This window comes from Reyranella sp., from assembly GCF_044224635.1.
Taxonomy (GTDB): Bacteria; Pseudomonadota; Alphaproteobacteria; order Reyranellales; family Reyranellaceae; genus Reyranella.
Genome location: NZ_JBGAKA010000029.1, coordinates 63,144 through 87,536, shown reverse-complemented (window position 1 = coordinate 87,536; position 24,393 = coordinate 63,144). Strand labels below are relative to the sequence as shown.

22 protein-coding genes and 3 pseudogenes are annotated in these 24,393 nt (G+C 67.9%); 13 read left to right on the top strand and 12 right to left on the bottom strand.

Annotation, left to right across the window (positions count from 1 at the left end):
• The first annotated feature begins 80 nt into the window (after nt 1–80).
• From ACILR9_RS23365 to ACILR9_RS23350, 4 genes are all read left to right on the top strand, one after another.
• Nucleotides 81–542 (top strand): MaoC family dehydratase N-terminal domain-containing protein, encoded by a 462-nt coding sequence (locus ACILR9_RS23365; RefSeq protein WP_395712361.1) that lies wholly within the window; start codon nt 81–83, stop codon nt 540–542.
• A gap of 11 nt (nt 543–553) precedes the next feature.
• Nucleotides 554–976, top strand: a complete 423-nt coding sequence (locus ACILR9_RS23360) for a MaoC family dehydratase (RefSeq protein WP_395712360.1) — start codon at nt 554–556, stop codon at nt 974–976.
• Between the two features lie 158 nt (nt 977–1,134).
• A complete protein-coding gene (locus ACILR9_RS23355) occupies nt 1,135–1,959 on the top strand; it encodes an SDR family NAD(P)-dependent oxidoreductase (protein WP_395712359.1) in 825 nt (274 codons plus the stop codon).
• 389 nt (nt 1,960–2,348) lie between these two features.
• The gene (locus ACILR9_RS23350) at nt 2,349–3,560 is read left to right on the top strand and encodes an FAD-dependent oxidoreductase (RefSeq protein ID WP_395712358.1); all 1,212 of its coding nucleotides are present in this window, start codon (nt 2,349–2,351) and stop codon (nt 3,558–3,560) included.
• Here ACILR9_RS23350 and ACILR9_RS23345 read toward each other — a convergent pair.
• Entirely contained in the window at nt 3,557–4,411 is an 855-nt protein-coding gene (locus ACILR9_RS23345; RefSeq protein ID WP_395712357.1) for an AraC family transcriptional regulator, read from the bottom strand. The two genes, ACILR9_RS23350 and ACILR9_RS23345, sit on opposite strands and share 4 nt — an antisense overlap.
• Before the next feature lie 29 nt (nt 4,412–4,440).
• On the opposite strand from ACILR9_RS23345, the gene ACILR9_RS23340 reads away from it, so the two are divergent.
• A complete protein-coding gene (locus ACILR9_RS23340; RefSeq protein ID WP_395712356.1) occupies nt 4,441–4,869 on the top strand; it encodes a DUF2000 family protein in 429 nt (142 codons plus the stop codon).
• Here ACILR9_RS23340 and ACILR9_RS23335 read toward each other — a convergent pair.
• The 6 genes from ACILR9_RS23335 to ACILR9_RS23310 form a co-directional block, all read right to left on the bottom strand.
• The gene (locus ACILR9_RS23335; protein WP_395712380.1) at nt 4,853–6,073 is read right to left on the bottom strand and encodes an MFS transporter; all 1,221 of its coding nucleotides are present in this window, start codon (nt 6,071–6,073) and stop codon (nt 4,853–4,855) included. The two genes, ACILR9_RS23340 and ACILR9_RS23335, sit on opposite strands and share 17 nt — an antisense overlap.
• A gap of 20 nt (nt 6,074–6,093) precedes the next feature.
• Nucleotides 6,094–6,456, bottom strand: a complete 363-nt coding sequence (locus ACILR9_RS23330; RefSeq protein WP_395712355.1) for a nuclear transport factor 2 family protein — start codon at nt 6,454–6,456, stop codon at nt 6,094–6,096.
• Nucleotides 6,457–6,528: 72 nt separating this feature from the next.
• Complete coding sequence (locus tag ACILR9_RS23325) at nt 6,529–8,343, bottom strand: patatin-like phospholipase family protein (RefSeq protein ID WP_395712354.1); 1,815 nt, start codon at nt 8,341–8,343, stop codon at nt 6,529–6,531.
• 183 nt (nt 8,344–8,526) lie between these two features.
• Nucleotides 8,527–9,615 (bottom strand): M14 family metallopeptidase, encoded by a 1,089-nt coding sequence (locus tag ACILR9_RS23320; protein ID WP_395712353.1) that lies wholly within the window; start codon nt 9,613–9,615, stop codon nt 8,527–8,529.
• 216 nt (nt 9,616–9,831) lie between these two features.
• Nucleotides 9,832–10,359, bottom strand: a complete 528-nt coding sequence (locus tag ACILR9_RS23315) for an adenine phosphoribosyltransferase (protein ID WP_395712352.1) — start codon at nt 10,357–10,359, stop codon at nt 9,832–9,834.
• A gap of 56 nt (nt 10,360–10,415) precedes the next feature.
• A complete protein-coding gene (locus tag ACILR9_RS23310) occupies nt 10,416–11,873 on the bottom strand; it encodes an amidase (RefSeq protein WP_395712351.1) in 1,458 nt (485 codons plus the stop codon).
• Between the two features lie 254 nt (nt 11,874–12,127).
• Between ACILR9_RS23310 and ACILR9_RS23305 the strand changes: the two genes are divergently transcribed.
• Both ACILR9_RS23305 and ACILR9_RS23300 read left to right on the top strand, forming a co-directional pair.
• The gene (locus tag ACILR9_RS23305; protein ID WP_395712350.1) at nt 12,128–12,562 is read left to right on the top strand and encodes a cupin domain-containing protein; all 435 of its coding nucleotides are present in this window, start codon (nt 12,128–12,130) and stop codon (nt 12,560–12,562) included.
• Nucleotides 12,532–12,912 carry a cupin domain-containing protein gene (locus tag ACILR9_RS23300; protein WP_395712379.1) on the top strand — a complete coding sequence of 127 codons (381 nt, stop codon included), beginning with the start codon at nt 12,532–12,534 and terminating at the stop codon, nt 12,910–12,912. Before ACILR9_RS23305 ends, ACILR9_RS23300 begins: the two co-directional genes overlap by 31 nt.
• Nucleotides 12,913–13,034: 122 nt before the next feature.
• Here ACILR9_RS23300 and hrpB read toward each other — a convergent pair whose 3' ends face one another.
• The 4 genes and pseudogenes from hrpB to ACILR9_RS23280 form a co-directional block, all read right to left on the bottom strand.
• On the bottom strand, nt 13,035–15,557 hold the full coding sequence (gene hrpB / locus ACILR9_RS23295; protein ID WP_395712349.1) for an ATP-dependent helicase HrpB: 2,523 nt from the start codon (nt 15,555–15,557) through the stop codon (nt 13,035–13,037).
• A gap of 305 nt (nt 15,558–15,862) precedes the next feature.
• Nucleotides 15,863–16,108 carry a hypothetical protein gene (locus tag ACILR9_RS23290; protein WP_395712348.1) on the bottom strand — a complete coding sequence of 82 codons (246 nt, stop codon included), beginning with the start codon at nt 16,106–16,108 and terminating at the stop codon, nt 15,863–15,865.
• 250 nt (nt 16,109–16,358) lie between these two features.
• Nucleotides 16,359–16,763 (bottom strand): amidohydrolase family protein, encoded by a 405-nt coding sequence (locus ACILR9_RS23285; protein WP_395712347.1) that lies wholly within the window; start codon nt 16,761–16,763, stop codon nt 16,359–16,361.
• Nucleotides 16,764–16,836: 73 nt separating this feature from the next.
• Nucleotides 16,837–17,184: pseudogene (locus ACILR9_RS23280) on the bottom strand (amidohydrolase family protein); the annotation flags it as partial.
• A 499-nt stretch (nt 17,185–17,683) separates the two neighbouring features.
• On the opposite strand from ACILR9_RS23280, the gene ACILR9_RS23275 reads away from it, so the two are divergent.
• The 5 genes and pseudogenes from ACILR9_RS23275 to ACILR9_RS23255 form a co-directional block, all read left to right on the top strand.
• Complete coding sequence (locus ACILR9_RS23275; RefSeq protein ID WP_395712346.1) at nt 17,684–18,064, top strand: hypothetical protein; 381 nt, start codon at nt 17,684–17,686, stop codon at nt 18,062–18,064.
• A 121-nt stretch (nt 18,065–18,185) separates the two neighbouring features.
• Nucleotides 18,186–18,671, top strand: a complete 486-nt coding sequence (locus ACILR9_RS23270; protein WP_395712345.1) for a Fic family protein — start codon at nt 18,186–18,188, stop codon at nt 18,669–18,671.
• Between the two features lie 290 nt (nt 18,672–18,961).
• Complete coding sequence (locus ACILR9_RS23265) at nt 18,962–20,590, top strand: ABC-F family ATP-binding cassette domain-containing protein (RefSeq protein WP_395712344.1); 1,629 nt, start codon at nt 18,962–18,964, stop codon at nt 20,588–20,590.
• 275 nt (nt 20,591–20,865) lie between these two features.
• Nucleotides 20,866–21,123, top strand: coding sequence for a type II toxin-antitoxin system Phd/YefM family antitoxin (locus tag ACILR9_RS23260; RefSeq protein ID WP_395712343.1), 258 nt, complete (start codon nt 20,866–20,868; stop codon nt 21,121–21,123).
• Between the two features lie 343 nt (nt 21,124–21,466).
• Nucleotides 21,467–21,616: pseudogene (locus ACILR9_RS23255) on the top strand (IS630 family transposase); the annotation flags it as partial.
• A gap of 23 nt (nt 21,617–21,639) precedes the next feature.
• Here ACILR9_RS23255 and ACILR9_RS23250 read toward each other — a convergent pair.
• Nucleotides 21,640–21,741: pseudogene (locus ACILR9_RS23250) on the bottom strand (transposase); the annotation flags it as partial.
• 122 nt (nt 21,742–21,863) lie between these two features.
• Here ACILR9_RS23250 and ACILR9_RS23245 point away from each other — a divergent pair.
• Entirely contained in the window at nt 21,864–24,227 is a 2,364-nt protein-coding gene (locus ACILR9_RS23245; RefSeq protein ID WP_395712342.1) for a S8 family serine peptidase, read from the top strand.
• Nucleotides 24,228–24,393: the final 166 nt, after the last annotated feature.

Here is a 24,393-nt window from a genome sequence, read left to right as displayed (position 1 = left end):
AGAGGCTCACGGCATTCGCGCCCTCTCCCTTGAATGGGCGAGGGCGTTCCTTTCAGATTTCGAGGGAGAGGAAACGGGCAATGCAGCTCGACAGGAAAGTGATCGGCCACGAATTCGAGGCTTTCACCGCCACGGCAGAAGCCGGCAAGGTGAAGCTGTTCTGCAAGGCGATCGGCGAGGAGGATCCCATCTACACCGACGCGGCCGCGGCCAAGGCCGCCGGCTACAAGGCGGTGCCGGTGCCGCCGACCTTCCTGCAGGCACTGACCAACGATGATCCGGGGAAGGGCGGGCTGCTGCGCCTGCTCAACGTCGACATCGGCCTGATCCTGCACGGCGAGCAGCACTACGACTACTACGCCCCGGTCTACGTCGGCGACACCATCACCTGCCAGCAGAAGGTGACCGACCTCTACGACAAGAAGGGCGGCGCGCTGTGGTTCGTGGTCTCCGAGACATCGATGAAGGACCAGGCCGGCAAGCTGGTGGCCAAGGCGACCGGCATCACGGTCGTGCGCAATCCCGACGCCGGCAAGAAGTGACGGAGGAGAAGATGGTTGCCGTTCCCAAGTTCGACCAGGTGAAGGTGGGCGATCAGATCAAGCCGATCGTGCTGCCGCCGATCACCCGCCATCAGCTCGCCCTCTATTGCGGCGGCTCGGGCGATCACAACCCCATCCATGTCGACATCGACTTCGCCAAGAAGTTCGGCTTCAAGGACGTGTTCGCCCACGGCATGCTGTCGATGGGCTTCCTCGGCCGGCTGGTCACCAGCTACGCGCCGCGCGACCGTGTCCGCCGGCTCGGCACGCGCTTCACCTCCATCACCTGGGTGGGCGACGTGATCACCCTCAGCGGCAAGGTTACCGGCAAGCGCGAGGAGAATGGCGAGAAGCTGATCGACCTCGAGGTCAAGTGCACCAACCAGAACGGCCAGGACACGCTGCAGGGCCACGCCACGGTCGCGGCAAACTGATCCTCCCCAGCTTCGCTGGGGAGGTGTCGGCGTCTTACGCCGACGGAGGGGTCATGAGCAGCGTGACTGAGACTCATGACCCCTCCGTCCGCGATTACGCGGACACCTCCCCAACGCTGCGCGTTGGGGAGGGAGCAAGACAAAGAAGGAGAAGACGAATGGGTCAGATGGACGGCAAGGTGGCGATCGTCACCGGCTCGGGGCGCGGCATCGGCCGCGAGATCGCGCTGCGTCTGGTGCGCGACGGCGCCAAGGTGGTGATCAACGACATCGACGAGGCGCCTGCCAAGGAGACCATTGCCGACATCGAGAAGATGGGCGGCAAGGCGGTGGCCTGCAACGGCGATGTCGCAAAGCCCGATTTCGGCGATCGCATCATCAAGACTGCGGTCGACGCCTTCGGCGATTGCCACGTCGTGGTGAACAACGCCGGCTACACCTGGGACTCGGTCATCCAGAAGATGAGTGACGAGCAGTGGTACGCCATCCTCGACGTCCATCTGACGGCGCCGTTCCGCGTCCTGCGCGCGTTCCAGCAGCATTTCCGCCAGGCCGTCGAGAAGGAACGGTCGGCCGGCAAGCGCATCGTGCGCAAGGTCGTCAACATCTCCTCGACCTCGGGCGTCAACGGCAATGCCGGCCAGTCGAACTACTCGGCCGGCAAGGCGGGCATCATCGGCCTCACCAAGACGCTGGCCAAGGAGTTCGGCCGCTACGACGTGACGGTGAACGCCGTCGCCTTCGGCTACATCCAGACCCGCCTCACCAAGCCGCTGAGCCAGGGCGAGGAGGGCGAGATCGAGGTGCAGGGCCGCAAGGTCAAGATCGGCGTCCAGGGCGGCCGCATCGCCGCCATGAACCAGATGATCCCGCTCGGCCGCGGCGGCCTGCCCGAGGAGGCCGCCGGCTCGGTCTACCTGTTCTGCAGCCCCGACAGCGACTACGTCAGCGGCCAGTGCCTGGTGGTGAACGGCGGGTTGTAGTCGAGAGCGGGACCCAAGATTGAAACCGGAGAGGCGACCGAAAGGTCGCCTCTTTCGCTTGGTCAGCAGCCAGAACACCTCATGCTGAGAAGCGAGCGTCTCGAAGCACGGGCAAGACGCACCTTGTTCTGATTCCATCCCTCGAAGACGCCGCGCACTGCTTGGCTCCTCAGAGACTGTAAATGTCTTGAAGGCGCTCATTTCTGTCATCCTGAGCGCAGCGAAGGATCTCATCGCCAATTGCCAAAGTCTGATTTGATACTTCTGGCGGTGAGGTCCTTCGCTGCGCTCAGGACGACAGAAGAGCGGCCGTGCGGCCGCTCCGCGGGATGGGCGTTGTTGTTCGAGGCAGGGTGACAATACCGACGGAGTGTGCCGAGTTGGTTGCCATGACTCTGCGGATCGCTGTCATCGGCTGCGGTGTCGCCGGCCAGGCAGTCGCCACCTTGCTGGCCGATTCCGGCCATGCCGTCACGGTCTTCGAGCGCTTCGCCGAGCCGCGTCCGATTGGCGCCGGGCTGTTGCTGCAACCGACTGGCCTCGCCGTGCTGCGCGCGCTTGGCCTTGGCGAGCAGGCCATGGTGCGCGGCGCGCGCGTCGACGGGCTGGAGGGCAGGACCCATCGCGGGCGGGCGGTGCTCGAGCTCGCCTATGCCGACCTTCATCCCAAGGCGCACGGGCTCGGCATCCTGCGCAGCGTGCTGTTCGAGCTCCTGCATCAGCGCCTGCATCGCTCGTCGGCGCGCCTGCGGGTCGGCAGCGAGATCGCCGATGTCGTGCGCATAGGGGTGACCGCCTCGGTTGTGGATCGGAGCGGTGCGACGCACGGGCCGTTCGATCTGGTGATCGTCGCCGATGGCGCGCATTCATCACTGCGCCAGCGCCTGATGCCGGCTGCCCGCGCGCCGCTCTACCCTTGGGGTTGCATCTGGACCACGGTGCCGGACCTCGACGGCATCGGCGCGGCGCGTCAGCTGCGCCAACGCGTGCGCGGCACCACCGAGATGATGGGCCTGTTGCCGGTCGCCGATGGCCAGTTGACCCTGTACTGGAGCTTGCCGGTTGACCAACTTGCTCCCGGCCGGCCGATCAATCTCGCGGCGTGGCGCCGGACCGCGGCGGCGTTGTGGCCCGAAGCGGCCGCCATCGTCGATCATGCGGCGGCCGCCGATTCGTTCTCCCGGGCGACCTACCGCCATGTGGCGCTGCCGCGCTGGCACGATGGACCGGTCGTGTTCATCGGCGACGCCGCGCACGGCACCAGCCCGCAGCTCGGCCAGGGCGCCAACCTGGGCCTGCTCGATGCGTACACCCTGGCGCGGGCGATCGTCGAGACCGGAGATCTCACCTCGGCGCTGGCATCGTTCGCGTGCCGTCGCGATGGGCCCGTGCGCTTCTACCGCCAGGCCAGCCATCTGCTGACGCCGTTCTTTCAATCACGCTCCGGCGCGCTCGGGCTGTTGCGCGACGCCTTCATGGGCATATCGTGCCATCTTCCCGGGATGCGCGGGCTGATGGGCTCGACCCTGGCCGGCACGCGTCGCGGCTGGCTGTCGTCGGTCGCGCTCGATGGCGAGGGACGCTATCGCCTCGATGGTTAGCCGGCGCGCGACAGTGCTGCCCAGCGGCCAGGAGTCAGGCCGAAGCGGGCGACGAAGTGCCGGGTGAGATGGCTCTGGTCGGCGAAGCCGGTGGCTGCCGCGGTTTCCGACAGCGGCGTGCCGTGCGCGATCAGGGCGCGTGCCCGCGCCAGACGGCGACCGACCTGGAAGCGATGCGGCGAGGTGCCGGAGGCGAGCCGGAAGTGCCGCGCCAGGGCGAACCGATCGAGGCCGGTGATCTTCTCGAGCTCCTCGGACGCCACCGTGCGATGCGCCTCGGCGGCGAGGAACTCGCGGGCCCGCGCCATGGCGCGGCGAGCGGTCGGCGCGGCGCGCCGGACCTTGACGTGGTCGTCGCCGCGCGCTGCCAGGCGACCGGCCAGGCGCTCGACCACGGCATCGGCCGCGAGCGGCTCGAGCGCCTTGGGGAAGTCGGCGAAGGCTTCGCCCAGCAGGCCGGCCAGATCAGGATCTTGCGACACCACGGCCGGCACGAAGGGCGGGCTGGCGCCGTCGAGCGCGGCGCTCACCGAGGCCGGGTCGACGTAGAGCATCCGGTAGGCGAAGCCCTGGTCGACCCCGGCATGACCGTCATGGCTCTCGTCGGGATGGATGATCATCACCTGGCCGCCGCGGCTGGTCTGCAAGGCGCCGCGATAGTGGAACGACTGGGCGCCCCACAGGGTCAGGCCGATGGCATAGGTCTCGTGGCGATGCAGGTCGTAGGCATGGCCGCCGAAGCGCGCTGCCAGGCGCTGCAGCGCGGCGTGCGGCTCGTCGAAGCGGATCTGGTCGGCGGCGGGCGCAGATTTGCCTGGCCCTGATTTACCGGGCCCAGATTTACCGAGCATGCACAAACCTTCAAGACATCGTATCCACCATGCCCGATATGGTCGCGATGATCTACGAAACCAAGGCGGCGCTGATCCTGCGCCGCGACCTCGCAGCGTGGCAGATGGCCAATGTCGCAGCCTTCCTCGCCGGCGGCCTGGCCGGCACGCACGGCCACATGATGGGGGAGCCCTACCGTGATGCCAGCGGCCGGACCTACAGCGCCCTGATCCGCGAACCGGTCTTCGTGTTCGGCGCCACGCTGGAGGAGCTGCGGCGCACCCACCAGCGGGCGCTGTCGCGCGAGCTGGTGCCGGCGATCTACATCGCCGACATGTTCAGGACCGCCAACGACGACGACAACCGCGCCGCCGTGGCGGCAGCTGCACCCGATGCGCTCGACCTGGTCGGCCTTGGCGTCCATGGCCCGCGCAAGACGATCGACAAGGTGGTGAACAGCCTCAAGTTCCTGAGCTGACAGCTGCTTGCGAGCCGATGGGCGGGGGCCGGCGCGGCCGCATCAGCACCACCAGCGTGGCGGCGAGATTCAGCCCGATGCACAGCATCAGCGGCGCGCCGTAGCCGCCGGTCGCGTCGCGCAGCACACCGAGCACGCCGGGACCGAAGGCGTAGAGGACCTGCACGACGGCGGTCGACAGGGCGACGGTGGCGGGAAACTCGGCGGCCGGATACTCGCGCTGGATGATCAGCGGCGACAGCGTGATGTTGTTGCCGACCGAGAAGCCGTAGATCGCACAGGCGGCGTAGACCACGAACGGCGCCTGCGCCTGCGCCAGCACGGCGATGGCCGCGACCTGAACGAGGAAGCAGAGCGCCGAGGCGCGCCGCGGCTCGAGGCGGTCGATGACGAAGCCCAGCACGACGCGGCCGACCAGCGCGGCGATGGCGTTGATCGCGACGGCGAGCCCCGGATCGACCGCCGCGCCGGCCGAGGCCCGGCCGCTGATCAGGGGCACGAGGTGCGTGAGGAAGCCGACCTGCGAGGTCAGCACGAAGGCGAACGGGGCCGAGATGGTCCAGAAGTGCCAGTGGCGCATCGCTGTCAGGCCGGGGCGCCGGGCCGTCGCGCTGTGCGGCAGCAAGGGGCCGCGGCGCACGAACAGCACGACCAGGAGGCCGGCCAGGACGAGGCCGATGGCGACCAGCAGGCGCTCGGCATCGGCAAAGCCGATGCGGGGGATCAAGGCGAGCAGCGATGGCGCTACGACCAGACCGGCCACGGTGGCGCCGCTCAGCGCCAGATTGAGCGCCAGCCCGCGCTTGCGATCGAACCATTGGCCGAGCGTGGCGGCGATCGGCGCCACGCTGGTGGCGTTCCAGCCCGGCGCCATCAGGGCATAGAGGACCATCAGCTGCCAGGGGGCGGTGATCGACGGCAACAGGAGCAGGGAGAAGCCGGTGACGGCGAGGCCGCCCAGGAAGACCGCGCACGGCCCGAAACGCCCGATCGCCCAGGCGATGCGCGGCAGCAGAAACGCACCGAGCACATAGTGGCCGGTCACGATGGAGGAGATCAGACCGGTCGACCAGCCGTGTGCCTTCTGCAGCTCGACCAGATAGATGCCATGGGCATAGAAGCCGAAGCCCCAGGCGAACACGGCCGACACGAAACAGGCGACGACGACGCGCCAGGCCCTCGGCGTCGCGTCGACGCCCGGCATTGCCGACACGGAAACGGCGCTCAGAACCGGCTGACGTGGGCCGACACGCAGCGCCAGCCTTCGGGCCTCAGCTGCCAGTCGTCGGTATAGCGTCCCGCGCCGGTCGAGCCGTCGGGCTTCCGGTAGGTCGTGCGCGCATGGATGATGGCGAAGTCGCCGAGCAGGCGGATCTTCACGTCGTGCTCGCGGATGTCCTTCACCATCGAGCCGCGGCTGATCTGCGCCAGGAAGGCGGCGCGATCGATCAGCGTGCCGTCGGGGTTGGTGTTCAAGAAATCGTCGGCGAGGTGTGCATCGAACCACGTCACGTCGGCTTCTTCGACCGAGCGGATGTAGTTGCGGTTGAGATCGCGCAGGGTATCGAGATGCGCTGCCTGGGTCATGCCGTTGTTCCTCAATGCTTGCCCCTCGGGAAAGGTCCCTCGAGACGGCGGTTCTCTATCGTGGCCCCTCCTTCAGGCCACGAACAGCCGCGCCCCGGCGGGCGCGGCGCGCGCCTTGTCGAGCGCTTCCATCGTGGTGCGGTAGCCGACCTCGACGGCGGTGTCGAAGCTCGTCCAGTCGAGCAGGTCGATGTGGTTCATCGGCGGCACGATCAGCAGGTCGGCAGCGGCGCGGTCCTCGGCGGCGCGCGAGGCGCTGGCGACCAGGGCGGAGCGCAGCAGGATGCGCACGATCGACGGGATCGGCAGGGTCTCGTTGCGCTTCCACAGCATGCGGCGGAAGAACTGCCAGGCCGACCACGGCTCGCTGACGTCGGCGCCGGCGGCCAGCGCCCCGCCGGTGTCGATGTCGACGCCGATCGTCATGCCGCGGCCCTGGCGGCGCATGGCGCGCACCGGGAAATTGTCGATCACGCCGCCGTCGACATGGACCTCGCCCGCCTCGTTGAACGGCGGGATCACGCCCGGGATGGCGACCGAGGCGCGCAGCCGCCGCCATAACCTTCCCACCGTGTGGATGTCGGCGTTCGAGGTCGTAAGGTTGGCGGTGACGCAGTAGAAGGGCAGGACGAGGTCCTCGATCTCCTTGTCGCCGAAGGCGGTACGCAGCAGGCGGGTGACGTGCCGGCCGGTGAACAGGGAGATCAGCGGCAGCGTGTAGTCGCTCAGCGGATTGGTAGCGACGAAGGCGGCGCGGAAGCGCTGGGTCAATTCCTCGTCGGACCAGCGCGAGGCGACGCCGGCGGCGACGATCGCCCCCATGCTGGTGCCGCCGACCTGGTCGACCGGCACGCCCGACTGGCGCAGCGCCTTGATGACGCCGATATGGGTGAAGGCGCGCGCGCCGCCGCCCGCCATGACGACGCCGACCGAATGGCCGGTCAGCAGGCGGGCCAGGCGATCGATGTCGGCGGGGATGTCGAGCCGGACATGGTGATGCTGGCCATACAGGCCGCCGGCCAGGATCGGCGACGTCGATCCCGCTGCGGGGTCGCGACCCTCGTGCAGCAGCACCAACTCGCGCCGGCGATGAAACACCGCGCCGCTTTGCGCCGTCTCGATCTCGAACGGCAGGCGGGTCGGGGTGTCGTCGTCGGCCATGCGGACCACGACCAGGCAGTCGGCCTGGCGCAGGCAGAGCTCGGTCCACGGCGTCGCCGTCGGGTCGGCGCGATAGAGGACGAAGGACGATTCGGTCTCGCAGCGGGCGAACCATTCCGGCTCCTGGTCGACCGAATCGGGACCCAGCATCTGGACCTGGCTGCCGATGTGGCCGAGCGCGCTCGACAGCATGACGGCGAAGCGCGCCGATGGGACGTCATGTCCCGCCGGCAGGATGGCGAAGGTGCGCGGCGCACGGCGGCGCTTGGCCGGCCCCAGGGCGTTGCGCATGGCGACGCTGCGCATCAGCGTCGGCAGCACCTCCGGATGCAGGGTCGTCAGCCGGTCGAAGCTGGTGCGGCCGAGCCGCCAGACCTCGCTGTCGCGCAGGGCGGCGACGCTGCGCGTGCGCTGGGTGTGCGACAGCAGGGACATCTCGCCGACGATGTTGCCGGGCGGGATCTCCGCCATCAGGATCGGCTCCTCGGTGCTGTCGTCGTCCTCGTGGCGGAACACGCCGAGGCAGCCGCTGGCCACCACGTAGACGGCGTCGGCCGGCTCGCCCTGGCGGAATAGCGGGGCGCCGCCGGGCAGGCTGTTCAGGCTCATCTCGCGCTCGACAGCCGCCATGCTGTGCGAATCGAGATCGGCGAACAGGGGTGCGCGCTGCAGCGCGTGGCGGAGGCGGAGCCGCGCCGTGTCTTCGCTCGGCGCAAGCAGGCTCACCCGGCGCTCCTCATCGCCGGGAGCGCCAACTGCTCCTCCCCAGCTTCGCTGGGGAGGTGTCGCCGTCTTACGGCGACGGAGGGGTCATGAGCATCAGCACTGTTGCTCATGACCCCTCCGCCCCGTAGGACGGGGCACCTCCCCAGCTTTGCTGGGGAGGAGAGTAGGAGCGACGTCCGCAGCTCATGCATTGAGCCCCTCGAGCGCCCAGCCGATCGTCTGGTCGGCGCGCGTCCACACCATCTCGCGCCACTTGTCGCCGGATGGGAAGAAGCGCTCCTTGATGTCGGCCTTGATCTGCTTGCCGAGCGGCGAGGCGAGGTCGCCGCGCTGGTGCAGCCAATTGTCGGCGCGCACCGCGGTCAGCACCTCCGGCACGGTGTAGGTGCCGTATTCGATGGCGATCGACGTCACCTCGGCGTCGGGCAGCTCCTGCGGGAAGCAGTCGGTCATGACGCCGACCACCACCGCCGAGGTCGAGTTGCCGTTCTCGGGCGAGGTCATCTCGTCGCCGTACCAGGCGCGCGAGCGCCCGAAGGACTTGGCGTCGGGCGCGACGGCGCAGATCAGCTCGCCGTGGCCGAACGGCCCGAGCCCGGTGTGGAAGTCGATGACGCCGACCCGGCGCGCCCGCGACAGCTCCCGGCGGGCGATGGCGCGGATCGTGCGGTTGCTCCAGGTCGGTGCATGGCCGCCGAAGAACACGCCGTCGGGGTTGGTGTACTGGCCGGCGCTGATCGCGCCCTGCAGGCCGAAGGCGCCGTGCGCCTGGCTGTAGGAGTCGAACACGCGATTGGTCTCGGCGAGGCTCGCCTCGTTCCACTCCCTGGGCAGGATGGCCGCGGCCAATGCCTCGTAGCCCGTGTTCCTCGGGTAGGCCTTGTCGTGATCGACGAAATTGCGGTTGAGGTCGACATTGTCCTCGGTGACGCGCCGGCTCCAGGCGAAGCCGTAGGGATTGATGGCGTGGATCAGCAGGGCGCCGGTGTCGGCCGGCAGCTTGCCCGGCCCGCCGTTGCTCAGCCAGGCGATCTCGGCGCCCGAGCCGCAATGGCCCTCGACGCCATGCGTGCCGGCGATCAGCACCAGCATGTGCGGCGCGTCGGCCGGCCCGAAGCGCGCGGTGTCGAGATGGAGCAGCTCGCCGCCGGGCCCGCGTGCCCTGGGATTGAACCACGAGCGCAAGGCGCCGCCGGCCTCGGCCGCCGCCGCGCAGAACTTCGGACGCGCCTCGGAGTAGCTTTCGGAAAAACACGCTGAAATAGAGACCATCATTCCCTCCGCCTGCATGGTAGCACGAAGGCGATGATTACGTGGGAGCACGCGCTGCACTGCAGCACGCATCTCATGGCTGGGCGCGCGCCACTTTTGTGGCGCTCTTCTTGTCGATTGCACATCCCATGAGCGCCATCGGGAGGGCGCGCTCCCAGCCCATGACCCCTCCGTCGCGTGAGACGCGACACCTCCCCAGCGAAGCTGGGGAGGATTTTAGGAGTCGTATTGCAGCAGCGTCTCGACCGGCATCTTGAGGCGCTTGCGGCCTTCCAGGAAGGTGAGCTCGATCACGCAGGCCGCCGCCGGGACGATGCCGCCGACCTGCTCCAGCAGGGTCGCAGCTGCCGCCATCGTGCCGCCGGTCGCCAGAAGATCGTCGACCAGGACGACGCGCATGCCCCTGGTCACGGCGTCCTGCTGGATCTCGATCGTGTCGGTGCCGTATTCCAGGGCGTAGGTGTGGCGCACCGTGGTGCCGGGGAGCTTGCCCTGCTTGCGCAGCATCACGAAGCCGGTGCCGAGCGCCAGCGCGAGCGGCGCCGCCAGCAGGAAGCCGCGCGATTCGATGCCGGCCAGGATGTCGGGCTTGTGGACGCGCACCTGCTCGGCCATGCGCTCGATGGTGGCGTGCCAGGCCTGGGCGTGCGCCAGCAGGGTCGAGATGTCGTAGAACAGGATGCCGGGCTTGGGGAAATCCGGGATCGAACGGATGTGCTTCTTGAGATCGATGTCGTCGCTCATGATGGTTCCTGCGGTCCGCTGCATGCGCTCGGCCAAGGCCGTCCAGCCCTGGACTTTCAGCTATAGGCCGGCGGCGGCTCGAAGCCGCGATATTCCTTCTCCAGCAGCTTGGCGAAGGCGATGGTGGTGTGGTCGTCGTACTGGCGGCCGATGACCTGGACGCCGATCGGCAGGCCGTCGGCTGTCTGACCGATCGGCACGGCGGTCGAGGGCAGGTAGGCGACGCCCGAGTAGCCGGCCCAGAACACCTGGTCGACGACCGGCAGCTTCTTGTTGTTGATCGCGATCGTGCGCTCGTGCCGCGGATCGACGTGATCGTGCGGGAACGCTGCGCCCATCGAGATCGGGCAGATCATCACGTCGAAATCGTCGAAGAACGCCTCCCACGCCAGTCGGTAGCGATGGCGGCGCTCGTCGAGCCGCAGCCACGTGCGATGCGGCAGCGAGTTGCCGCGCTGCATCTGCGCGAAGTAGCTCTTGTCGCCGGCGGGCAGCGCGGCGGCATCGGCGGCCGCCTTGGCGAACGCCTCGTCGCTCAGCCGCGCCGAGGTCGCGCCGCGCAGCAGCTTTATGTAGGTGTCGAGCAGCTCGGCGGTATCGAACGCCGGCCGTGCCTTGTCGTCGACCGCGGCCTTCTTCTTCGCCAGGAAGTCCGCGAGCTTCTGGATCTCGCCCTGGATCGCGCGATCGACCTCGGCGTTGCGGTCGGTGCGCAGCACGGCGACGCGGAAATCGCGCAGCCGGCTCTTCTTCGGGCGCGGCAGCGAAAGCCTCCAGCCCCGCGCATCGATCTCGTCCGGGCCGGCCATGGCGTCGAGCGCGATCTCGAGATCCTCGGCGCCGCGCGCCAGCGGGCCGACCACGTTGATGTCCGGATAGGCCACGGTGTTGCCCAGGCGATGGCCCTTGGGGCTGACCACGCCCCAGGTCGGCTTGTGGCCCCACACGCCGCAATAATGCGCCGGATTGCGGATCGAGGCGCCGATGTCGCTGCCCGCCTCGATGCCGGTCAGGCCGGCGGCCAGCGCCGCGCCCGCGCCGCCTGACGAGCCGCCGGGCGAGCGCGACAGGTCCCACGGATTGTTGGTCTGGCCGTAGATTTCGTTGTAGCTCTGCCAGTCGGCCAGGTTCAGCGGCACGTTGGTCTTGCCGAACAGGGTGACGCCGGCATCGAGCATGCGCTGCACCACCAGCGCGTTGGTCTCGGCCACGGTGTCCTTGAACGCGGGATCGCCCCACGTCGTCGGGAAGCCCGCGACGTCGAACGATTCCTTGATCGTCATCGGCACGCCATGCAGCGGCCCGAGTTTCTTTCCGGCCTTGACCGCCCGGTCGGCCGCGCGGGCGCGCTTGCGCGCCCCTTCGATGTCGGTGGCGATCACCGCATTGAGCTCGGGATTGTAGGTCTCGACCCGCTTCAGATAGAGGTCGAGCAGCTCGAGGCAGCCGATCTTCTTCTTCCGGACCGCCGCGGCGAGCTGTTTGGCGGTCTGGAACGGCAGATCGAGCGGCATGGCGGGCTGGTCCAGACGGAAAACGGTGAGGAGACTAGCCCGTAGCATATCGCCGCCGCCTCTGCGAAGCGCGCCCCTCATTCTCCTCCTATGAAAATCGGGGCGGGTACCGCCCCGATTTTCTCAGCATCGTGGTGCGCGCCGGCGTGCTGGGGGTCTCCCCAGCGAAGCTGGGGAGGAGAAGAAGAGGCGAATCCGGTTGAAGGATGCCGGAGGCGAGCCCACAGTCGGGGCCCGACTGAAGGAGGAAGCCAATGCCGACTGCAGCAGCCGCCAAGTCCGCGCCCGCGACGTCCAACCAGAAGATCGGCCACGCCCGCGCCGCCGACCCGGTGCTGGTCAAGGGCCGCCGCGACTTCTTCAAGTATCGCGACCTCGAGGTCGACAAGGCCAGCGACGGCGCAATGCGCGCCCAGGTCATGTCGGCGAGCCAGGGCATGAGCCGCCCGACCGGCTGGCACTATCATGAGTGCGAGGGCCAGTTCGTCTACATGATGAAGGGCTGGGTCGACCTGCAGTTCGAGGACGGCCGCACCATCCGGGTCGAGGAGGGCGATTCGCTCTACATCCCGGGCTACCTGCGCCACAACGAGATCCGCACGTCCGACGCCATGGAGATCCTCGAGGTCTCCGTGCCGGGCAAGATGGGCACCACGCCCTGCGAGCCGCCGCCGGGCTTCAAGGACTGATCCGCCGCGGCAACCTGCTCGCGGCGCTGCCGCGCGCCGGTGATCAGGAGCAGGGGCAGGAACAGGAGCAATTCGACACGCTGGTCGAGTCGGACGGCGCGCGCATCGAGCGCATCGTCTCGACCGGCCAGGCGAGCCCCGCCGGCTTCTGGTACGACCAGCCCGACGATGAGTTCGTCGTGCTGCTCGCCGGCGCCGCCGTGCTGCGCTTCGAGGACGGCGACCAGCGCTTCGAGCTCAGGCCCGGCGACTGGCTGGAAATCCCCGCCCACGTCCGCCACCGCGTCGATTGGACCCAGGCCGATCCGCCGACGGTATGGCTCGCCGTCCATCGCGCACGCCGCTCGTGATCCTGCTCATGTCGTTCTCCTCCCCAGCTTCGCTGGGGAGACCCCCAGCACGCCAGCGCGCACCACGATGCTGAGAAAATCGGGGCGGTGCCCGCCCCGATTTTCATAGGAGGAAAATGAGTTTACCGCCCCCTTGGCTTCGCCCGCGCCGTCGGTTCGGCGACCAGCGGATCGTCGGGCCAGTAGTGGCGCGGGTAGCGGCCCTTCAGCTCGCCTTTGACGGCGCGGTAGCCGTTGGCCCAGAAGCTCGCGAGGTCGCGCGTCACCTGGACCGGCCGGCGGGCCGGCGATAGCAGGTGGATGGTGAGCGGCACCGCGCCGCCGGCGATGCGCGGCGTGTCCGTCAACCCGAACATCTCCTGCAGGCGCACGGCGAGCGTCGGCTCGCCGGCATCGTCGTAGGCGATCGGCACGCGCGAGCCGCTCGGCACCTCGACATGGGTCGGCGCCAGGCGGTCGAGCTCACGCTGGCGCTCCCACGGCACCAGCGTCCTGAGCGCGGCGTCGAGATCGAGGCGGGCGAGGTGATCGCGCCGCGACAGGCCGTCGAGGAAGGGCAGCAGCCAGTTTTCCAGCGACTCCGTCAGCGCGCCATCCGAGAGGTCGGGCCAGCTCGCATCCTGCCTTCGCAGGAACGCCACGCGCTGGCGCCACGTCGCGAGCTCGCCGGTCCACGGCAGGGCCGCCAGGCCGAGCTGGCGCACGCCGTCGAGCATCGCTCGCCGCACCGCCTCGGGCTCGGGCCGGGCCAGCGGCTTGTCCTCGAGCACCAGCGCGCCCAGCCGGCGCCGGCGGCGCGCCAGCACGGCGCCGTCGCGCTCGTTCCAGCGCACGATCTCCTCGGCCACGATGCGCTCGGCGTAGAGCTCCTCTATCTCGTCCAGCCCGATCGGCGCGGCGAGGAAGATGCGCGAGTCTTGCGCCGAGCCGTCGAGATCAGCGACCACCAGGAATTCCTCGGTCGCCATCGGATCGCCCTCGGGCAGCGCGGCGCCGCGCCCGCCCGACAGCAGGTAGCGTCCCGCCGCGCCCGGCCGCCGGCGGCCGATGCGGTCGGGATAGGCCAGCGCGAGCAGCGCCCCCGTCCTCGCGACATCGGGCCGCTCGTCGCGCCCCGCGCGCTCGCGGCCCCCCTGCCCGCGCCCCTCGCGCTCACGCCCCTCGCGCGGCATCAGGCGGCGCGCCGACTCCAAAATCAGCCGCAGCGCGCCGTCGCGCTTGCCCGCCAGCGCGATGTCGACGCGATGGCGCAAATCGACGTCGCGCTGGCCGGGCGGCAGGCGCAGGAAATCGCGTTCGCTGAGAATGGCGGCCAGCAGGGCGGCGACCCGCGCCTGGCCCATCGTCCGGCCATGCAGCACCAGATGGGCGAGCCGCGGATGCTGGCCGAGCCGTGCCATCGCCCGGCCATGCGGCGTGACCAGCCCGGCGCGATCGATCGCGCCCAAATCGGCTAGCAGGGCCTGCGCCGTCGCCAGGCTGGCGGCGGGCGGCGGCGTCAGCCAGGGCAGGGTGGCGGTGCTGGCGCCCCACACCGCGAGCTCGAGTGCCAGCGGCGCCAGGTCGGCGTCGAGGATCTCGGGCGGCGTGAAGGGCAGCAGCCCGCGCTGCGCCGCCTCGGTCCACAGGCGATAGCAGGCGCCCGGCTCTAGTCGGCCGGCGCGGCCGCGCCGCTGGTCGGCCGAGGCCTGGCTGACCCGCATTGTCTCCAGCCGCGTCATGCCGGACCGCGGCGCGAAGCGCGGCACCCGCATCTGGCCGCTGTCAATCACCACGCGCACGCCCTCGATGGTGAGGCTGGTCTCGGCGATCGAGGTCGCCAGCACGACCTTGCGCCGCCCGGCCGGCGATGGTGCGATGGCGCGATCCTGCTCGGCCGGCGACAGGTCGCCGTAGAGCGGCGCCACGTCCACGCCAGCGCCAAGATCGCCCAGCCGCTCCTCGACGCGGCGGATCTCGCCGACCCCGGGCAGGAACACCAGCACGCTGCCGGGCTGCTCGCCCAGTGCGCGCCGCACCGCCGACGCCACGACATCCTCGATCCGCCCGGCCGGATCGCGGTCGAGGTAGATCGTGTCTACGGGGAACATCCGGCCGGCGCTCTCGACCACCGGCGCCCCGCCCAGCCGCTCTGCCACCGGCCCGGGATCGAGGGTCGCCGACATGGCGATGACCCGCAGGTCCTCGCGCAGCGCCGCCTGCGCCTCGCGCACCAGGGCGAAGGAAAGGTCGGTCTCGAGGCCGCGCTCGTGCAGCTCGTCGAAGATCACGCAGCCGACGCCGTCGAGCGATGGGTCGTCCTGCAGCATGCGCAGGAACAGCCCGTCGGTGACGACCTCGATGCGCGTGCGCGCGCTGACCTTGGTGTCGAGCCTGACGCGGTAGCCGACGGTCTCGCCGACCGCCTCGCCCAGGGTCGCCGCCATGCGCCGCGCCGCCGCCCGCGCCGCCAGACGCCGCGGCTCCTGCATGATGATCTTGCCATTGCCAAGCCATGGCGCATCGAGCAGCGCCAGCGGCACCCGCGTGGTCTTGCCAGCGCCTGGCGGCGCCACCAGCACGGCGGCGTTGCGGCCGAGCAACGCCTCCTTCAGGCGCGGCAGGGCCTCGTCGACAGGAAGAGTGTCGACTGCAGCGGCGATCATTGAGCCCGCGAGCTGGTCAGTCGCCCCTCATTATCCTCCCCAGCTTCGCTGGGGAGGTGCCCCCGTAATCGGGGGCGGAGGGATCATGAGCCCCAGTCTCGTTGCTCATGACCCCTCCGTCCGCGAAAACGCGGACACCTCCCCAGCTTCGCTGAGGAGGAGAATGAGAGCGCCCCCTATGCGAATGCCCTGCGACGACGGGGGAGGGATTCGAGATGTGTCCACCCTCCTATGCCGACGCGGAGGGCGCGCCTGCGCGGCCGGCGCGTGGCCCGTCGAGACGAGAACATTGGTATCGACCGCAATCAACTGCCGCGCCCCGCGTAGGCACGGCCGAGGACCGCCTCCCAGGAGCCATTCCGCAAGCCGGGCGACAAGCCCTTTCCCTTGAAAGACGCCCGCCGCAACTTGAAGGGCGGGTTTTGCCTGGCCTCGGCGATCACCCGATTCAGGCCGCGCTCGATGAGGACCTCGAGCGTGGCGCCTTCCCGTGCCGCCAGCTTCCTTGCCTCCCTGAGCAGGGCCTCCGGGATATCGACCGTGGTCTTCATTGAGCCATCCCTATGGGTATCCGAGTTTGGGTACCACATTCGTCGTGCAAGGCCCACGAGAAGGCCGTCCGGCACGACCCCTGGGGCAGCGTGGCCGACCTCATTCCTCCTCCCCAGCTTTGCTGGGGAGGTGCCCCGTCATACGGGGCGGAGGGGTCATGAGCCACAGTCACGCTGCCCATGACCCCTCCGTCGCGTATGACGCGACACCTCCCCAGCTTGCTGGGGAGGAGAATGAGAAGCGGGCCGCTCAGTTGAGGCCGTAGAAGCCCATCGCTCCGCCCGCCATCACCTGGTGTCGCGTCTCCGGCGACACGCCTTCCAGGCGATTCAGCATCATCTTCGGCGCGCCGGGGAAGAAGCCGTCGGGGTGCGGGTAGTCGGTCGCCCACAGGATCTTGTGCGGCCCGATATAGTCGGCCAGCACGCTGATGCTGTTCTCGACCGGCTCGAACGAGATCCAGCAATTGCGCTGGAAGAGCTCGCTGGGCCGCGTCTTCAAGCCGCTGTCGTTGAAGCCCCGGTCGTCGAAATGGCGGTCCATGCGATCCAGCCAGGGCGCAATCCAGCCGCCGCCGGACTCGAGGAAGCCGATCCGGATCTTCGGATGGCGTTCGCAGACCCCGCCCCAGATCACGCTCATGCAGGCCAGCATCATCTCCATCGTATGCGAGATGATATGGCGCGCGCCGCGGCCTTCGAATACGGTCGACGCCGACGGTCGGCATGCCGCTGCTTGCCCCTTCGTGAAACCCGATCGAGAGATCGAGATCCTCCGCCGCCGCCCAGAACGGCGCGTAATCCGGATGGTGGATCATCTTCTCGTTGTACGGGTTCGGCCGGATGAAGCCGCCGCGCATGCCGAGCTCCTTGCGGGCGAAAATCATCTCCTTGATCGTCAGGTCGACATCCTGCAGCGGCAGCATGGCCACGCCGAACAGCCGATCGGGATAGGGCTTGCAGTAATCGGCGAGCCAGCGGTTGTAGGCGCGGCATGTCGCGGCCGCGAGCTTGGGATCGCCTATGGGCGCGATCTTCATTTTCCTCCCTGGCGAAGCTGGGGAGGTGCCCCCGTAATCGGGGGCGGAGGGGTCATCAGCCCCAGCCCCGCTCTGCTCATGACCCCACCGTCGCCGTAGGACCCTTCGACTTCGCTCAGGGCAGGCGGCGACACCTCCCCAGCGAAGCTGGGGAGGAGAACTGCAACACCAACGCGCATGCCGCCTTCGCCCATGAGGTCGTGCATCGCATGGCGCCTCCCTTGCGAGGCTAGACCCGGAGTGCTGCGCGCTATGTAACCTGGGTTACACAACCACCCGCTTCTTGCAGGGGCCGCGAGCCTCGGGAGCCGGGGCCGCTGCATCGACGGCAGGAGCGACCGCCCGAGGCGCCAACCTTGCCGAAGGAGCGCGTCATGCGCTCCCAGCGGAAGAGCTTGTTTCTTGTTAGTGGCGAACGGACTTGAGCCAGCCATTCCGCGGATGCGGCCACTGACGCCAATTCCCCATAATGACGTCATCACATGACGTCATTATCGGATATTGACATCAGGCACCGAAAGACTACATTGAGGTCATGGCCAGGAAGGCTTCCACATTCCGGATCGATCCGCCCGTCCAGCTGGCCCTGGAGAACCTCAGCCGCGTGCTGCGGCGTCCCATGAACCAGCTCGTCAACGAGGCCCTGCAAGACTACCTCGACCGGCGCAGCAGCGCCGCGGAGCAGACTCTCGAGCTGACCCTGGCGAGCCTTCGTGCCTACCGCCGGCGCGATCCGCATTTCAAGGATGCCATCGCTGCTGCCGTGGACGCAGAAGCCACCCTGGGCAGGGAAGATCCGGCCGAAGGCAAAGTCGTCATTGGAAAGCTGGTCGATGGGAAACTGACCGAAGCGCCGCCGGCCGAAGGCGTCAATCCGCTGCGAGCGGAACTCCGCCGCCTGTTGAATGCCTCCTGACTGGGACGATGACAGTCCCGAGCTCCGCGAGAAGCTCACGAAGCTTCTCGAGGCGGTCGAAACAGAGGCGCGACAACGGGTAAAGCCGACCTTCGAGGCGGCGCGACGCTGGCAGTCCGAAATGATGCGCGGCCTCGATGCCAAGGCCGACTACGTCGGCGCATTCCGCGGTGAACCAGGCCTCGAATGGGTTCAAGTCCGCGTCGGAGACATCTACGGCGTGGCATCGGACGAGGTCTCGAGTGCGCTCCACGATTTCGAACGGCGCCTGCAGTCAGCCGTGGCGCTTCTCGACGAAGCAGTTGCGCCGGGCAGCGAGCCCAACGCCGGTCAACTGGGCGCAATCATCGAGCTGTGCGCATGGGCGCACGCCGAGTGGGTGCGCATCCATCCGTTCGCGAACGGCAACGGTCGCACGGCCCGGCTATGGGCCAACAGCCTGGCGATGCGTTATGGCCTGCCGCCTTTCGTGCGGCTGCGCCCGAGGCCCGATGGCACCTACGGCATCGTCAGCCGCAAGGCCATGTTGGGGGACTGGGAGGCGACGGTGGCCCTGTTTGGTGAGTTGCTCGCCGACTTCCTCGAAGAGCCCGATCCCGACATCTAGAGCAGTTTTGCCTCGAAGGTGCGTTCACAATCCCAATCACCCGCCGTGGGAGCATCTGTCCCGGAGGCGGCAACCTTGCTGAAGGAGCGCGTCATGCGCTGGGAGCGCGTCACGCCGGCGGAGTAACCTCCGCCGGCGTGACGCTCATGGGATGTTTGATCGACAAGAAGTGCGCCATCGGTGTGGCGCGCTCCCAGCGAAAGAGGGGCGTGACGGCGACAAGCAGCCGCAACACCGAGGCCTCGGCCGTGATTTGAGTTGTCGCTTTTTTCGGCTACTAGCACGCCCCCATGATTCGTCTCGACAACATCAGCAAGCAGCACGGCCATCAGATCCTGTTCATCGACTCGTCGATGGGCCTCCAGAAGGGAGAGAAGGTGGGTCTCGTCGGACCCAATGGCGCCGGCAAGACGACGCTCTTCCGCATGATCGCCGGCGAAGACCGGCCCGACGACGGCCAGGTGACGATCGATCCCGGCATGACGATCGGCTATTTCAGCCAGGATGTCGGCGAGATGTCGGGCAAGAGCGCCGTCGCCGCGGTGATGGATGGCGTCGGGCCGGTGAGCGCGCTCGCCACCGAGATGGCCGAGCTCGAGGCCGCGATGGTCGATCCAGACCGGGCTGGCGACATGGACGCCATCGTTGCGCGCTATGGCGAGGTGCAGGGCCGCTTCGAGGAGCTCGACGGCTATGCCCTGGACGCCCGGGCGCGCGAGGTGCTCGCCGGCCTGAGCTTCAGCCAGGAACGCATGGACGGCGACGTCGGCCTGCTCTCCGGCGGCTGGAAGATGCGCGTGGCGCTCGCCCGCATCCTGCTGATGCGGCCCGACGGCATGCTGCTCGACGAGCCGAGCAACCATCTCGACCTCGAAAGCCTGATTTGGCTGGAGGATTTCCTGAAGAAGTACGACGGCGCGCTGCTGATGACCTCGCACGACCGCGAGTTCATGAACCGCATCGTCGGCAAGGTCGTGGAGATCGACGGCGGCTCGCTCATCACCTATTCGGGCAACTTCGATTTCTACGAGCAGCAGCGCGCGGTGGGCGAGCGCCAGCGCCAGGCGCAGTTCGAGCGCCAGCAGGCGATGCTCGCCAAGGAGATGAAGTTCATCGAGCGCTTCAAGGCGCGGGCGTCGCACGCCGCCCAGGTCCAGAGCCGGGTGAAGAAGCTCGACAAGATCGAGCGCGTGGAGCCGCCGCGGCGCCGCCAGTCCGTCCAGTTCGAGTTCCGTACGCCGCCGCGCTCGGGCGACGACGTGGCGAGCTTCCGGAACGTCCACAAGGGCTATGGCAGCCAGCCGGTTTATGCCGGGCTCGATTTCCGCATGCGCCGCAAGGAACGCTGGTGCGTCCTGGGCGCCAACGGTGCGGGCAAATCCACGCTGCTGAAGCTGGTGGCGGGCGCCACCGAGCCGGACGAGGGCACCGTGACCTTGGGCAGCAACGTCCGGATGGGCTACTTCGCCCAGCACTCCATGGACCTGCTGGACGGCGCCGATACGGTCTTCGAATCGCTGGATGAATCTTTCCCGCAGGCCGGGCAGGGGACGCTGCGCACGCTGGCCGGTTGCTTCGGCTTCTCCGGCGACGATGTCGAGAAGCCCTGCCGAGTGCTGTCCGGCGGCGAGAAGGCTCGCCTGGTCATGGCCAAGATGCTGTTCGACCCGCCGAACTTCCTGGTCCTCGACGAACCGACGAACCATCTCGACATGGCCACCAAGGAGATGCTGGTCGCCGCCCTGGCGGAGTTCGAGGGCACCATGCTGTTCGTCTCGCATGACCGCCACTTCCTGGCCGCGCTCTCGAATCGGGTGCTGGAGCTGACGCCCGACGGCGTTCATCAGTACGGCGGCGGCTACACGGAGTATGTGGCCCGGACGGGCCAGGAGGCGCCGGGGCTTCATCCGGGTGCCTAGCGGGGGTTGTGAAGCGGGCCGGCGGCTCGTGCCGCGCTGTGCTCGTTCGTCGTCCTGATGGGAGGCCGGAGGGCTATCTCGAGCACGGAGACAGACGACGCGGGAGCATGGTGCTCGTGAAGACCATTGGAGATAGTGAACAGGCGGCGTCGCCGACGACCGACATTTCATCGAAGCCACTTGGGGTGGCCAAACGGGATATGTAGAAACGTTTCTACAGGAAGGTGCGAAGGCGCATAGTCGGTGATAGATGGGCTTCGCTAGGAGGGAGGTCCGTGAGTATCACCACGATTTCGAGCCGAGAGTTCAATCAAGACGCCAGTGGAGCCAAGAAGGCGGCGGACAAGGGACCGGTGATCATAACTGATCGCGGACGCCCGGCCCATGTCCTGCTCAGCTTCGCGGACTACCAGAAGCTCACCGGCACACGACGAAGCCTGCTAGACGTCGTTGCTCAGAATCAAGACGACGACATTGATTTCGATCCACCGCGCATGGGTGATCGCATCTTTCGGCCAATAGATTTCGATTGATGTATCTGATCGATACGAATGTCTGGTCCGAGCTCCGCAACCGCGGCCGCGCTGACGCCAACGTCCGGACGTGGGCGCAGACGGTGAACGAGGCACAGTTGTGAATCCGCAGAGTGGGAGTGAACGGGAAGCATGGTAGGCCTGCCACCACGGCGGCATCCGTAACGGCCAAGGGAGCGCTGGAGCGCGCCATGAACTTTATCAGTCCTGCCCAACGCTGGCGCAATTTCAAGGAGCACTTGGCCTTGTTTCTCGGTGAAGCGATGCGGGCCGATGCGACGCACGCTGCCTGATTTCCGGCTCATCGGTCGATTCGTCTGGTCTCCCCCTCGAGGAGACCAGAATGAATATACGGTACCGGGTCGAGTTGAGCCAAGAAGAACGCGCCGAGCTTGGGGCGCTGCTGAGCGGCGGCAAGCACGCGGCACGCAAGCTCAAGCGGGCGCAGATCCTGCTGGCGGCCGATGCCGGAGTGGGCGACGAAGAGATCGCCAAGGCTTGATCCGGCGGCTGCTTCTTCCAGGCGTAGATCTGGTTGGGATGTACCTGATGACGCTGCGCCAAATCGGCCACCGTCGCCTGCTCACGCAGCGCCTCCAAGACGATCTTCGCCTTCAACGACGCATCGATGATCCTTCTTCATTGAGGCCATCGATCGGCCGATATCGGGCCGTGCGCCTTTCAATAGTTCACGGCTAGGATCGGGAGGTCGACAACCTCGATACGAAAGAGCTCCCGCCATGACGACCACGCCAAACGATCCGCTGTTCCCGTACCAGTGGTTTCTCGAGAACACGGGCCAACAGGGTGGCGCCATCGGAAGCGACGTCAATGTCCTGCCGGTCTGGGCCGACTACACCGGCAAGGGCGTGCGGGTCGCCATCGTCGATGACGGCGTGCAGCTTCTGCATCCCGATCTCGTCGCCAACATGGATCTGGCTGACAGCTGGGACACGGTAAACAACAAGCAAGGCGGCGATCCGGGCCTGGGCCAGAACCACGGCACGGCCGTGGCCGGCCTCGTCGGCGAGGTCGGCAACAACGGCATCGGCGGCAGCGGCGTCGCGCCGGATGCCACGCTCATCTCCTATCGCATGGCCTTTGGCCAGGGCTTCACCTTCGCGCAGCCGGTAACGGCCTTCACGCGGGCGCTGGCCGCGGACGCGGACATCGTGAACAACAGCTGGGGTGCCGATCTCGCCTTCCTGCAGAATGCCGCCAATCCGGCTTTGGCGCCGTTCTACGACGCCATGAACGCGCTCGGCTCGCAAGGCCGCGACGGCAATGGAACGATCGTCGTGTTCGCCAACGGCAACGGCGGCAGACCCAATTTCGACAGCATGCTCAACAACGTCCTGAATAGCAAATACGTGATCGCGGTGGCCGCGGTCGAGAACAACGGGCTGCAAGCTGTCTACAGCACCCCTGGCGCGAACCTTCTCGTCGCCGCTCCCGCCGGGCGCTCGACCGACCAGGCAAACGACCGGCCCGGAAACGGCGTGCTCACGACCGATCGCACGAGCACCGACGGCTACAACACCAATCCCGGCGTCGACGGCGACTATGCCTACAATTTCAATGGCACGTCGGCGGCATCCCCGATCGCGAGCGGCGTCGTCGCGCTTATGCTCGACGCGAACCCCGATCTTGGCTATCGCGACGTCCAGCAGATCCTGGCCCAGTCGGCCCGGTTCGTGGATCAGGGCGGAACGGCCTGGGTAACGACCGGCACTGAAGGCTGGAACGGAGGAGGTGCGCTGTTCTCCCGCCTCTACGGGTTCGGCGAGGTCAATGCGCACGCAGCGGTTCGACAGGCGGAGATCTACCCTTTCCTGCACGACGCCCCGCGTAACGACAGCAACGTGGCCCATGCCGCCACCAGCTATACGGGACTACCGCTCGATTTCGGCCCCAACGTTCCGGCCATCCTGAGGTTCACGCTGCCGGAAGGCATAGACCTCAATCACATCGATCTATCGGTGACCGCGACGATTCCCGACGTCGACGAGACGTCCATGGTGATGCGCTCGCCGTCCGGCACGGTGATCACGCTGTTCAGCCAGCCTCCGAATGCGGGCCTGCAGCCCTGGCCCGGAACGTTCACGCTCGGAACCAACGCCTTCTGGGGCGAGTCGAGCGCCGGCGAGTGGCTCCTTCTGGCCGTGGCGAGCCAGGATGGCCAGGGCGGCACCATTTCAGGGGTGACCCTGGACGTCTACGGCAACCTTCCGTCCACGGAGAAGGAATTCGTCTACACCGACGATTTCGCCTCGATCGTCACCGTCGACAGCTGGAGGGGCGCCCCGCCCGACCGTCTCGGACTGAGCGTTCAGCCCGACGAGGCGGCCGTCATCAATGCGGCGGCCGTGTCGAGTGACGTCGTGGTCGATCTCGCGAACCGAACCGCCGTGATCACCGGCGAGACGGTCGCCATCGCCGCCGGCACGCACGTGACCAAAATCTTCACCGGCGACGGCGACGACAGGCTGGTGGGCGACGCCAGCGCCAACCTTCTGTTCGCCGGCCGGGGCACCAACACGATCGACGGCGGCGCGGGCAGCGACACCGTGGTGTTCCTCGGCAGTCGTGCAGGCTACACCGCGACCTACGACGCCACCGGGTTGTTCGCCGCTTCCGCGCGCGAGGGCGGCACCAACGATGTCGCGACCCACGTCGAGAAGGCGCAGTTCACGGAAGGGACCGGCTACCTGCCGTCCATGAGCGATACCGGACTCGACATCGTCGCCCTCTACAGCGGCCTCATGGTCCGTGATCCGGATGCCGGCGGATACCGGTATTGGACGCTCGAAGCGGCGAACGGAGCCGGCGCGTCTTCGATCGGCGCGAACTTCCTCGCCTCGACGGAGTTCGCCAACGGCGCGGGCAAGCTCCAGAATGCCGCGTTCATCGAGCAGACCTACCAGCAATTGCTCGACCGCAACGCCGACGGTGGCGGACTGGCCTATTGGGATGCCGCCCTGACCAGCGGCGCCCTGACCCGCGCCGGCCTCGTGCTCTCGATCGCCCATTCCGAGGAATACGGGGCCAGCCAGCTTGGCCACGTCTTCGGCGTCCTCGACGCCCTCGGCAACCTCTGGGGCTGAGATGGTCGCCTGGCGAGACCCGGGGTCTTCAACCTCCTCCCCAGCGAAGCTGGGGAGGTGCCCCCGTAATCGGGGGCGGAGGGGTCATGGGCCACAGTCCCGCTGCTCATGACCCCTCCGTCGCCGTAAGACGGCGACACCTCCCCAGCGAAGCTGGGGAGGAGAA